The organism is Pyrofollis japonicus (assembly GCF_033097485.1).
Lineage (GTDB): Archaea > Thermoproteota > Thermoprotei_A > Sulfolobales > Pyrodictiaceae > Pyrofollis > Pyrofollis japonicus.
In genome coordinates this window covers 1,650,436-1,662,985 of sequence record NZ_AP028634.1, presented here as the reverse complement: position 1 = coordinate 1,662,985, position 12,550 = coordinate 1,650,436, and the positions used below count along the sequence as shown (strand labels likewise).

Annotated in this window: 10 protein-coding genes; 7 read left to right on the top strand and 3 right to left on the bottom strand. The window is 40.9% G+C overall.

Features of this window, described 5'->3' with window-relative positions:
- Nucleotides 1–20 precede the first annotated feature (20 nt).
- Together SBG41_RS08705 and vapB are read right to left on the bottom strand one after the other, a co-directional pair.
- Nucleotides 21–461 (bottom strand): type II toxin-antitoxin system VapC family toxin, encoded by a 441-nt coding sequence (locus tag SBG41_RS08705; protein WP_317895152.1) that lies wholly within the window; start codon nt 459–461, stop codon nt 21–23.
- Nucleotides 451–675: a type II toxin-antitoxin system VapB family antitoxin gene (vapB, locus tag SBG41_RS08700; RefSeq protein ID WP_317895151.1), complete on the bottom strand. Its 225-nt coding sequence runs from the start codon at nt 673–675 to the stop codon at nt 451–453. The genes SBG41_RS08705 and vapB overlap by 11 nt, the downstream gene beginning before the upstream one ends.
- A 340-nt stretch (nt 676–1,015) precedes the next feature.
- On the opposite strand from vapB, the gene SBG41_RS08695 reads away from it, so the two are divergent.
- From SBG41_RS08695 to SBG41_RS08665, 7 genes are all read left to right on the top strand, one after another.
- Nucleotides 1,016–1,981, top strand: a complete 966-nt coding sequence (locus SBG41_RS08695) for a hypothetical protein (protein ID WP_317895150.1) — start codon at nt 1,016–1,018, stop codon at nt 1,979–1,981.
- Nucleotides 1,982–2,188: 207 nt separating this feature from the next.
- Nucleotides 2,189–2,938: a nucleotidyltransferase family protein gene (locus tag SBG41_RS08690; protein WP_317895149.1), complete on the top strand. Its 750-nt coding sequence runs from the start codon at nt 2,189–2,191 to the stop codon at nt 2,936–2,938.
- A 340-nt stretch (nt 2,939–3,278) separates the two neighbouring features.
- Nucleotides 3,279–3,722 carry a hypothetical protein gene (locus SBG41_RS08685; RefSeq protein ID WP_317895148.1) on the top strand — a complete coding sequence of 148 codons (444 nt, stop codon included), beginning with the start codon at nt 3,279–3,281 and terminating at the stop codon, nt 3,720–3,722.
- 70 nt (nt 3,723–3,792) lie between these two features.
- A complete protein-coding gene (locus tag SBG41_RS08680) occupies nt 3,793–4,737 on the top strand; it encodes a hypothetical protein (RefSeq protein WP_317895147.1) in 945 nt (314 codons plus the stop codon).
- 53 nt (nt 4,738–4,790) lie between these two features.
- A complete protein-coding gene (locus tag SBG41_RS08675) occupies nt 4,791–5,774 on the top strand; it encodes a glycosyltransferase (protein ID WP_317895146.1) in 984 nt (327 codons plus the stop codon).
- On the top strand, nt 5,761–7,680 hold the full coding sequence (locus SBG41_RS08670) for a hypothetical protein (protein WP_317895145.1): 1,920 nt from the start codon (nt 5,761–5,763) through the stop codon (nt 7,678–7,680). The genes SBG41_RS08675 and SBG41_RS08670 overlap by 14 nt, the downstream gene beginning before the upstream one ends.
- 114 nt (nt 7,681–7,794) lie before the next feature.
- On the top strand, nt 7,795–8,736 hold the full coding sequence (locus SBG41_RS08665) for a glycosyltransferase family 2 protein (RefSeq protein ID WP_317895144.1): 942 nt from the start codon (nt 7,795–7,797) through the stop codon (nt 8,734–8,736).
- A 173-nt stretch (nt 8,737–8,909) separates the two neighbouring features.
- Here the strand turns inward: SBG41_RS08665 and SBG41_RS08660 are convergent, their stop codons facing one another.
- Nucleotides 8,910–12,425 carry a S8 family serine peptidase gene (locus SBG41_RS08660; RefSeq protein ID WP_317895143.1) on the bottom strand — a complete coding sequence of 1,172 codons (3,516 nt, stop codon included), beginning with the start codon at nt 12,423–12,425 and terminating at the stop codon, nt 8,910–8,912.
- Between the last annotated feature and the right edge of the window lie 125 nt (nt 12,426–12,550).

The following is a 12,550-nucleotide window of genomic DNA, read 5'->3' as shown; positions in this document are numbered from 1 at the left end:
GCTTTGTGCTTGGGTTGGCCCTACTCGTAGCTGGCTATGTGCTTGACTATCTTCATGTCTGCTATCTTTGGGTTGGCTAATAGTTTCTCGTCGGCGGTGAAGAGTACTGCTCCGAGCTTCTTCGCCAATGCGAGGTAGGCTGCGTCATAGGGTGTTATGCCTAGCTCTAAGCTGAGGCTGAGCGCCTCGATTGCTTGCTGCGAGCCTATGTGCTCTATGACGGGTTCTGCTTTCCATATGAGTTTCATGGCTTCTCGCGCTTGTTGCTCGGACAGTATTCCGCGGAGCACGTATTTTCTCAGAGCGCTCGCGGCCTCGAAGACTACTAGGCATGGAGCGTGTGCCTCAATCTTGCCGTCAAGATGGTCGTTGAGCAGTCTCAGCGCCTGCTCAGAATACTCTTCCGGGATAACCCATTTCACTACCACGCTCGCATCCACAACGACGGGTCTAGCGCGCATCCCTATCCTCCCGGATGAACTCGGCAGCGAGATTACCCTCAACCCTGTCTACGCTTCTTCGAAACCTCTCAAGCTCCTCTCGTAGCCTGCGAGCCCTTTCCCGGCGAACAAGCTCCTCGAGAAACTTGCGGATCGCTGCAGAGTAGTTCACGCCGAGCTTCTCAAGCTCCTCCTTTAGCTTTCGGGGTATACGGACACTAATGACTACGCTCACTGTAAACACCCTCAAAACAGTATATGCTCGTAGACACGGTATAAAGTGTAGCCCCGGCTAGCAGTAAGGAACACGCATAGTCCCGTACAACTCCGTGCCAGGGTTCATCCTCCCAGAGACAACCATACCGTATGACGGGCAGGGCTAGCAGCTACTAATGATATACGTGCTCAGCTGTACAGCCCCTTCCCCGCAGGATAACTACTAGGCCCCGGAGAGGAACGTGGCGAACCGCTTCGTCGTAGAGAGTGGAGGGTGGTAGGGTTTTTGTATTGGCTTGTTTGTGGTGGTTGTCTTAGGACTCTGTGCTGTAGCAGCTCTTGGTGTGGGTGGTGGCTTGATGGTTGAGGCGTTTGTGCTAGGAGGGTTCCCCCGTAGTGATAACGCTAGGCACGCTATGAGGGACCTGGATAACGGCGCGGTGGGGTTCCTGGAGGCTTACCGAACAGTGTTCTTCGAGGAGCTATTGGTGGTCGGCGCGCAGGTGGGGCTCGGGTACCGCTTGGTTGCTGACCCTGTGCTGTCTTGGCACGACATGTTCCGGCCCTTCGCCGAGGCGTGGCGGAACGTCGCCGTGGACGGTTTGCAGAGGTTCTTCGACAACAACTTCTTCTACCGCGTCCCCGTGTTCCGCGACAAGCCTGACCCCGCGCGCTGGGTGCTTCCCTCCAGGGCCAAGCTGCTAGCACCCCGGCTGCCCAAGGGCCACGGGCTACGCGTATTGGTGCCGGGCCCGGTGACGTTTGCCAAGCTCTCCAAGAACGAGGCCGGGATCGGCGCAGAGGGGCTCGCGGAGGAGATAGCAAGGATACTAGCCGAGGAGGCAAGAAAAGCCCTAGAAGCAGGCGCAGCTGGCTTCGAGGTAGCCGAGCCCTGGCTAGGAGACCCCGACGCAACCAAGGAGGACGCCAAGCTCGTCGCAGAGCTCTTCAACAAATACTTCGCGCCACTAGCGGGCACAAAGATCCTCTCAGTCTACTACCACCCCCCAAGCCCCGAAGCCATGCAAGAACTAGCAGAGGCCAAGGCAGACTACGTGGCAATAAGCTACGCAGACGCACCCAGCAAAGCCCTAAAGGCACTAGCCAAGGCCTGCCCCCAGGGCCTAGCACTAGGAGTAATCAACGCCCGCAGCATCTACCCAGACCCCCTAGAGAAAACAAGGCAAGCAATACAAGAAGTGGAGAAGACCTGCAAGCCCGAGAAACTCGTACTGACCACGACGGCGCCACTAGATCTCATACCATTCACCGAGGCTCTAGAAAAGCTAAAAATACTAGCAAAACACAGTGATACATTACAATAGCCGCTAAGCCAGAGATGTAGGAAGCCTCACCTTGGTTCCAATATGGATAATTTCTGAATACAAAAATAATCTTTTAATGTACTTAAGTGTTTTAAATATCATAATGGAGTTATGCAAGAAACAGTAAGAGTGCATGCCAAGAACAATATAGCAATATGGATATAAGCCAGACGTATCAGAGGCTCTTTTCTCTGGAGGGTCAGCCTCTTGAACATAAACAATATCGTCGCAGCCATCCTTGCCGGAGGCGAGGGTTCAAGATTCCGCCCCTACACAGAGATAGTGCCTAAGCCCATGATTCCACTAGGCCCCGATGAGAGGCCGCTTCTAGAGTACATCATCCGGTGGCTCGCAAAACACGGCATAAAAGAGATCGTGCTCCTCGTAGGCTACAAATGGAAACAGATACGAAACTACTTCAACAACGGCGAGAGATGGGGAGTAAGAATACACTACAGCCTCGACACCGAGGAGTACCGTGACACTGGCGGCGCAGTCCTCAACGCCTACAAGCAAGGCCTCCTAAACTCAAACCCGATCCTAATATGGTACGGAGACATACTCGCCCCCCTAAACGTAAAAGAACTGCTAGAGTACCACGTCCGGGAAAAAGCTGACGCAGTACTAGCACTCGCAGACAGGTATCGAGTACCAGTAGGCGTAGCCAAGCTCGAGGGCAACAACATAGTAGAGTTACGAGAAAAACCCTGGCTAGAAATAAAAGCAACAATAGCCATACTCACCCTAAACCCAAACGTACTGCCACAAGCCGAGAAAGAACTCGGCAAAAGCTTCGACATAATGGGAGACCTAATCCCCTGGATGATAAGGAGCGAAATGCGCGTAAAAGCCTATATCTATAAAGGCCCCTGGTACGACGTAGGAAGCCTCGAAAGATATAAGAAACTTAATCACGAAGAAATAAAAGAATTCTTAGATGTCAATAATGAGAACTAGGAAGTATTGAAGTATTCAAGTTCTACGGCACAGCTTGCAGCAGAGTGCTAGGTAACTCTTATGAACCATTAATTTATCTTGACTTTATATTATAGTTGAAATTTACATTATATCATCCATATGGCTCTAATGATTATGTTTTAATTATTCTTGTTACTCTTTAAAAGATTTTGTCGAATAGCTTCTTAATCCATAACGAAAGAAGCATGTTTCGGTTAGACACTTGGCGTGAAGCACATATTATAGTGATATCTTCGCCTTCTCGGTTGATAGGCTTATATCCCCCTATAGGACAGTATGTTTTCTTTTTCGGACATTCGGTCTGCGGGGCCCTGGGGCCTTGACGTTATTAACAAGACTATCAATACTAGCTATGCAAAAATACGCTAAGGCTAGGGAAGCTGCTTGGAGGCTTACTGTTGAACTCCTTGCCCCAGGGCCCTACCCGGTTCCACGCGTTGCAGTGCAGCGGCTCCTTAGAAGAGCACTCCGCAATGGAGCATGGAGAACCTTAGCAAGCGAGCAACGAGCACTCCTCGTAGCAGCTGCACGGGCCCCTGTTACCGTTTACCAATCAGCTTTCTTAGTTGAGATATTGCGAAATATTTGGGTAATGGTCGAAATGGCTACTGTTCGAGGGAGGGCAGTCTACGCAGCTATCCTTCACTTGCTAGTCAGTGAGACGAAGAGGTTATTCACACAGCTACTGGAGAAGGGTTTGGACGTACTCCTCGCTATAGGTATACAGCTCTTAGACAATCCATGGCTAAGAACTTGGCCATAATTCTTGCGGAACCAGGAGAGATTTCAGACATGATCTAAACAAGAAATAAAGTCTATTAGGGCAACAAACGTTGAGAATTATAACTGATAACAAATCAGCTATAAATCAAATAAATCTAATTCATAATTTGTCTTGGGACCACCTTATCGTACTGGACGCTTGTCGTTATGATTATTTTGCTAAATTATGGAAATTAACACAATATACAGTATACAAAGCAAAAAGCCCTGCATCTTGGACTTTAGAATGGCTTTCATCTGTTTTTACGAAAAAGTTTCCCAATACAGTCGTTTTTTCTGCTAATCCCTATATAAATAATTCTAATAAAGAAACATGTGTTTCGGGTATATGTTGGAAGGCCAAAGATAAATTTGAGAGAGTTATTGAAGTATGGAAAATAGCTTGGAGCGACAAATTAATGACTGTACCGCCGTGGAGACTCTATAGGATAGTAAGAGTTAACACTGAAGTATGGAAAAGAACTCAAAAAATGAAAAGGTCAATAATATGGTTTATACAACCACATTATCCTTATTTAAGTGAAGAGTTCGTTAATATGCTTAAAAAAATTACTTATAAAAGTAGCGGTGAAGACTTCCTTAAGGGATCTCTTGACCATATGATAAGAAATACACTAAACAAAATAATATCTCATAATTGGAAATTATTAGCCCGTATGTATGAGGATAATGTCAAAATTGTACTTAATTATGTATATAAGCTTATAAAAAATCTTGACGGAACTATAGTAGTCACTTCTGACCACGGAGAGCTACTAGGGGAAAATCTGATTAAAGTAATCATATCATCATTAGTAAATATTATCCATGAATCATTATTAAATGATTTTAATATATTTACTAGAAAAAGTCTCATTTTAAAGGAAACTTTCCATAAACTACTTACAAAAAAAAGTACTGCAAGAGGTTATTTCTATGGTATAAGAGTATTTTTTCATCCGCCACTTTTGTATAGCAGTGAGCTAAGATACGTCCCTTTGGTGGTTATTGATTAACATTCGGTTTGATGCAAATTTTAAGCGAATTTTAGTTCTATGGTGACATTTATTTGAAGAGAGAGATTAGTGTTGCAATAGTAGCAGCAGATAAGAGAAAGGTTCTACCATATCTTTTAAGAACCTTAATGCTCAATCAAAATAGAAAATACATTAGAGAAATAATTATTAATAATCTAAATAATGACAATCCTCGATTAAAGAGCATTATAACTAATTTATCAAACAAATATAATATCGAGTTTAAAATTGTTCATGTATGTGGCTGGTCTGATCCTCTAGAAGCATGCAGACGGAGGCTAGCAAGAATAGCTTCTGGCAAGATAGTATCTTTTCTAGATGATGATGTTATTGTAAGTCCTAAATGGGGTTATGAGGTACATAAAGCCTTCCATAAATATCGATGTGATGTTGTAGCTGGTATTCTGTTGCCTCCTAGACCCTATAAAAATATTGTTAAAAAAAGCTTTTCAAGATATATTGCAAGGGGCCTGACGGTTTATAATACATGGTTTCTTTGCCGATGTGGCCTAAGGATTAAATCAGATGACATAATAGTGATAGAGCCTCCATCTTATTGCTACACATCATGCTCATCAGGACTATGGGGTGCAAATCTTTCTATTAAGAGACAATTATACTTGAATATGAAAAACGATGAGTTTCTAGGCTATATGTCTGGAAAGCCTATAGGAGGAGATGACAATAAAACTATTATATGGGCCTTTCGTAAGAAAATGCGAGTATGTTTATCATTAAACGCTGTAGCTTATCATTTCACAGAACCATATAAAGCATCTAGATTATACATATTTAAAAAATATTCCTATTTTTCAAAAATATATAATAATTTTTTGAAAACTGCGTTTGATAAGGATTTATATAGTATAAATTATGGTTACGTAAGAGAAGCCATAAATACAGTATTACAAGAACTTGCAAATGATTTTTCCATCAAGCCTATAAGTGTATTAGATACACTTACTATAATGATATTAATACTTTTAAAAAAGGTATTTAAAAATGACTCAAAATAAATATCTAAATATTCTATTTTTTAGAATAGCAAATATATTTAAAATCATAACTTTAATGTTAACTATCTATATTTCGTTAAATACGTTAATTAGTCATCTATTAATACTGACTATAGGATTAAGTCTTTATATTATAATAACTGTTATAGCGACATCATTATTTCTAGTATATCTTATATTAAGAGATTTAAAAAAGAGTATTTCCTTAAATTTTGTATATAAAGAAGTATTTCTAGCATTATCAATAGTTATGCTAATGGTTATAATTATAGGTATTAAATCCTATAAATTGTTACCTTATATATGGGATCAAAATAACATAATATCTCAAGCATTCTATATTATTGTCCAAGGAAAAATCCCCCGTTATCAGCCTGCAAGCATCGATCCCGCTTTTTATCCATTAGGATCTGCTATAATTATATCATTATATTCGACATTTTTCATTAAAACAATTCCTTTAATAAAACATTTTGATACAATAAATATTGTTGAGAATCTTCATAGCATACTTCACGTTTCTATACTAGTTAGCTCGTTTTTTATATCACTACTTATATTCGGTATATTTTTATCAATATTAGGAATAATTTTTAATATATTTTCTAATATTGATAAAATATTATATATTAAAAATAAAAGAGAGATATATGTATTAATAATTATCTTGACAATTTTAATAGTATCAGCGCTTGGCTACGTTCTTTCATATCCAATAAACAGTAATGCAATAGCAGGAGCGTTATATTTCATTACATTTATTACTGCCTATAATTTATCATTTAACAAGAAATATGTAAAAATAGCAATATTAATTCTAATTCTATATTCTTTGATAATGTTTCATTATACATTTTTAGCAACTGCCATAATCTATATAATATTATCGTTATTATTCAATATTATTAAAAAAGAATATAAAAGCAATATATATAAAAAACTAATTTTTCTTATAGTTTTTTTATTTATTTTTACATTAGCTCTAAGTAAATCAACACCCGTATTTAAAGCTTATACAGAAGGATGGGGAAAAAATGTCATTCCTACATGGAAATACTTGCAACCTAGGAAAAACATACCATATTTAGAAATAGAGCCTGGTGTACTTGGAAAGACCTTCGACCCAAGATTATATGTACGCTACAAATTTATACCATACACGAAGTTCTTAGTGAATGCCTATTTAAAGGCAACACAATATTTTGGAACTATCTTTTATATTCTTGCTATAATAGGTTTTTATCAATATATTAAAAATAATATAATAATTTATAAAAAAGTATTTATTTCAACATTGTTCTTTTCAATTGCTCTCATTACTGTTACACCATTCCTTTTATTTACAAGAATTTATATTCTAATAATGATTGTAACATCTATATTTTCATCGATTGGATTCTTATCTATTTATTTAAATAATAAAAAAACATTAAGATTAATTATTATATTAATCATAGTTATATTATTCTTTACTACAATTATACATATACTGAAAATAAATCCTCCAATTCAAAGAAAGCTAATAAATGTAGATTTAATAAGTAACTTATATTACTTAGTTAAAAATAGTAAAGGAAGAGTTCTTTTGCCAGCTACTCCAGAGGCAAATATTCTATGGGGTCTCTTCCCTCAAAAGGTTTTGGGATGTGACCCAAGGCATGTCATGATTAAGACCAGAGTATATACGTCTATCTTGTTTGATATATGTTATACCGCCGTAGGTAAGTACAATTTCTCGCAAATACCTTTTAGTATAAAGAAGTATATATTAGATAAATATGAAATAAAAATAATCTTTTCTAAGCCTAATATGATAATAACAAAAAGAACTGCTTCAGAACTCAAGCTTATCTCAATAGGCTCCATAGGAGAATATAAAGTGTGGATAAGAGTTAATGATCCATAATAAAAACTTATGAATTGTATTCGATATCTTAAGAAAGGATCCTCTATGTAAGGGGCTGATAAAGAAAAAACTATGACTACGAGTTATAATTAACTTATATGGTGTTTGGAGCAGATGCAATCGAGTGAAAAACTTTACAAGCTTAGCAGGCTTGTTACGGTTATTATACCTGTAAAGAACGAGGAGGATGCAATAGGGCTAGTTATAGATGAATTACTTAAAGTAGGAGTTCCCCGCGACAAAATAATAGTCATTGATGGACATAGTACCGACAATACTCGTGAGATCGCTTCTTCTAAGGGAGTTATGGTTGTAGAGCAAGACGGAAACGGAAAGGCAGATGCTGTCCGTAAAGGTATAAGCTTAACTAAAACCCAATATATATTAGTAATAGATGGAGACTATACCTATCCAGCTCACTATATCTGGGAAATGCTCAGGTTAGCGCTGGAAAAAGATTGCGGAGAAGTCATTGGCGCTAGACTGAGCGGTAGAAACAATATACCTTTACTTAACAGGTTTGGTAATTGGTTTTTGACAAAGACCTTCAATCTTCTATTTGGTACAAGACTCCAAGATGTATTATCAGGAATGTATCTCGTAAAAAGAGATTTGCTTGACTATGCACTGTTTGAGACAAAAGGATTTAGCATAGAAGCAGAAATTGCTGCCCATGTCGCAGGAAGTGGCGAAGAAATATGCGAGTACCCTATAACATATCGTAAAAGAATAGGAGAGAAAAAGCTAAAGGTCACACACGGGCTTCAAATATTTCTTGACATGATTCGTCTTTCTTGGAGCTATAATCCTATCTTTCTCATAGCCCTTATCGGTGCCCTCCTCCTCGTGCCAGGTATCGTACTTGGAGTATGGACTTCCTACGAATATTTTGCTAAAAGTATTAAGCATTACATAAAAGGGATAGTAGCTATTATTTTAACTGCTGTTGGCGCACAATCACTTCTTTTATCTATATTTGCTGTATATGCTAAACGAGCAGAACTACGCCTTCTTAGGGCTATTAGAAAGCTACAGCATAGGCTAGAGACTAGATAAGTTATAGTTAGCGACCTAAACGATATTAATTAATCGTAGGATACGGTGGTGCGCAAAAATAGTTAGAACCAATATACTTAATAGGAACATCATATATAATTTCTTTTCATAAGATATTTAAATCTATAATATCTTACGTATTTATACTAAAAAACAATATATTAAAATATAAACTAGCTTGGTGATAGTATTATATATGCTACTGTTTCGCTCACATGATATGTTTCAGAATCCTTTGAGGTTTCTTCTTGCATCATTAGCGTTGCTGATGCAGTTGTGAGCGACTTTATTCTCAGTATTACTGGGTCTGCACCCTTGAACGTCTCTATCGATGCTAGTACTATTGGTTTTTTCGTATAGGTGTTAGCGAAGTTTATCGTTGCTGATGGGTTGTTGCCTTCTGGCAATGCAACTGTACCTGCCTCTAGTACATCAGTAGCACCGGGTTCGACTGCTATCCATGATACCTTGGCGCTAAGGGATACCGAGTCTTTGAGGCTTTCCTGTGGTTCCAGCATGACGAAGAATCCGGTAGTGTTTACACCCTTTATTCTCACTGTTACTGTGTGTGGGGTATCGCTGGCTATGCTTGCTACTACTATTGGTGTCGCATCGAAAGACTCTGGGAATTGTACCCATCTCCAGCCGGTGGTTGATGCATTTGCATAGCCAGCTTCTATTTGTCTTCCGTCGCTTAGATGGTGTGTACCAGCTTCTACAACGATATAGCCAACGTCCTCACTAGTATGTTTCCCGTCGAGATAGTCCCATTCTTTGAGTGCTATAGTGAAGCCAGTGTTATTGATGCTAAGTATTGAGGGTATCACTGGGTCAGGGCCGTTGTAGGTTGCTGGCCCAGCTACGACTACTGGGTTTGTGTAGGTTTTCTGGAAGCTGACGAACTTTGGTACGTGCGTCACGCTGACGACGCCCCATTCCATGTTGTATGTTGGCTGTGGTGTTGGTTGTTGCACTAGTGGTACTGGGTTGAAGATTATTGATTTCTGCCGTATTACTCCGTCACTATCTGCGAGTGTGGAGATGTTGTAAACTGTTGACAGTATTCCTCCTAGGCTTATGAACGCTATTGGTGATGCTTTAAAGACCGTTGTGTTAAGACGGTCATAGCTCATTATTATTGAGCCGTTGTCTAGGGCTATTATCTCCAAATCTGTTCCTCTGCATTCAGCACCGTAGCTGCAGCCAAATTCGTGCATGATATATGCTTTCGCATTTACTCCGTCAATTGTTGTTGGTATCACTTGAAGCTTATAGGTATGTATATGCGTGTCTGGATCTGGGACTGCTACTGCTACTATTTCCGCGAATATACCATGTATATTCTCGGGGCCATAGAAGAGTGGGGGCGAACCTATCCACTGGCTCCACATTCTTCCTACTGCAAGGGAGCCAATGATTATTGATGGCTGTTTATATACTTTCCCTAGCGGCGGTATCATATCGCGTAATTCTCTACCATACTGCCACTGTGTCATTTGGGTCCAGTTGATGCCAAATATATTGGTTATCGCCTTGTATATCATTATGCTATGTACAGGGGTAAAGACTCCATTCATTATATCAAAGTAGTAAATGGGGTTCGTGTTAAGGTCTTCCCAGTTTACCCAAGTGAACTGTGTTGGTTTTGCCTCATAGGTTGCACCTATGTTCATTACCTTAAGGGTATAGGTTCTAGCATAGAGCATGTTGTCTGCGGAATCGTAGACCGCTATCGTTATGTTGCGCTCCTGCGCTAGTCCTAGTAACGACGTATTTATTGGTATGACAACGTTTCCTGTATAGACCGCATCGCCTGCCGCCTCGTCCGGGTAAGTACCGTCGTCGCGAAGAACGCCTATGACTCTGCCTGTCGCATGATCTATTACCTTGACTACCGTGTTGTCGAGGGAGCCGGTCACGGTTCCTGCAAGCACCTTGAAGGTTACATTTACTCCTGCTGGTACAAGGTCTGCTCTCATCGAGTCATCTGGATTCTGGCTGGCTCCCGGATATGGGAGAGGTGTTGGACTAATCAGTATTGCTCCTACCTTAGAGGGATTTGTTACTACTGTTTCGAGTGCTGTCGAGGCGTTTAGGTATCCTGCTTTGACCCATTTCATAGCGTTTTCATCGTGATATGATTGGTTGGCTGTGAGAAGCAATGCTAGTTTTATCGCTATGCTTAGGTTTGACGGTTTTATACCGTGATTCTTGAAGTAGCTTGCTAGCAGTGCTGCTACGCCGCTTACGTGCGGCGTTGCCATACTAGTACCGCTCATCCAGGTATAGTCCGTCCGTGTTCTGCCGCCACAACACGTATACCCGTATGTTGATAGAATCCAATCACCGGGGGCAAGCAAATCAACACTACCGTATCCGTAATTGCTGAACCAGGATAGATACCCATCAGAGTTTACCGAGCCGACACTGATAACATTAGGTAAGTTGTACTCGGCCGGAGTAATAGTCACGGCAGCATCATCAATAAATGTACCATAGTTTCCAGCGGCAACAACGAATAATATACCATGTTTCCCAAGCTCCTTTATCGCGTCGTAGAGTGGTTGCTCAAAGTACTTCAAGACAATGTCCGGTGGCAGCCCGATCCATGCTGAACCCCAGCTAGCTGATACGGCGACTATATTGACGCCGCGCTCCTTCATCGTTATCACATAGTCTATTGCAGCAAGTATTGCATCCCCGTCGAGAAACCTGCAGTAGTCGCAACTCGCCTTTAGAGCCATTACCTTGACATGGGGAGCGACGCCTGCAACCCCTATGCTATTATTGGCTTCTGCTGCAATGATGCCGGCAACATGTGTTCCATGCCCATCTGTATCCCATGGGTAGGGATCGTGATCTGCGAAGTCGTAGCCATAGAAGTCATCAACGTAGCCGTTGCCATCATCGTCTATATTGTTACCAGGGATTTCGCCCCGGTTAACCCATATATTGCCTACGAGGTCGGGGTGAAGCACTATACCCGTGTCAATGACTGCTACAACAACATCTGGCGAGCCTGTGGTATAGCTCCATGCTTTTTCGATGCCTATGAATTCGAGGTTCCATAGATCATGTGCATAGCCATCGTTTATATTGAGGCTTGCTGGCGCGGGTTGCGAGCTACTTGTTGACATTAGTGGCATAGATTCGAGATTTACTACCGTGCCGTTGAGAAACTTTATTGCGACCGCTGCTGGCTTGTACTTCACGTCAGGATATACGTTTTTGACAAAGGGTAAGTGCTTGTAGATTTCCTTGACGCGGAGGAAGTCCTTATAGCTTTTAATCTCCATGCTCTTTGGCAGCTTGACTACGTCTATTACAACTTTTCTAAACGCTTTAAGCCTAGCTAGGCTCTTGAACCCGAACTGGAAGTTAAGCTTTTCGAGCATCTGCTTATTCGCTGGTGACTCTATAGCCCTTTTATCATATACTACTATGATCTTGTCTGGTACAATGTTCTCGGCAAAAGCCTTGCGGATATTGTCGCCAATGTCGCTTGATTTTCCGGTTACACTCATTGTATGCAGCGAAGGTAGTGGAATATCCTTGAGGGTTTCTGGCCTAATAGGGCTATTTGTATAGCTTGTTGCTCCCACGATCGACACAATAGGCGATAGCATACTCATTAGAAATATTGCTAGCGTAACTGATAGAAGGACTTGTTTAAAGATTCGAGAACCCACCTTTAGCACCAATATACTGGGGATTAGCCGCGATGCCCATATAAATAAATTGTGGTTGAACAATTATATAACATAGACAGTTGAGCATGAGCTAGCTAGAATTGCTAGTGCGGTGCAGCCGGGTT

Coding starts and splice junctions, on each gene's coding strand:
- SBG41_RS08670 (WP_317895145.1), top strand. CDS start 5,761: ATGACTCAAAATAAATATCTAAATATTCTATTTTTTAGAATAGCAAAT.
- SBG41_RS08665 (WP_317895144.1), top strand. CDS start 7,795: ATGCAATCGAGTGAAAAACTTTACAAGCTTAGCAGGCTTGTTACGGTT.
- SBG41_RS08695 (WP_317895150.1), top strand. CDS start 1,016: ATGGTTGAGGCGTTTGTGCTAGGAGGGTTCCCCCGTAGTGATAACGCT.
- SBG41_RS08705 (WP_317895152.1), bottom strand. CDS start 461: ATGCGCGCTAGACCCGTCGTTGTGGATGCGAGCGTGGTAGTGAAATGG.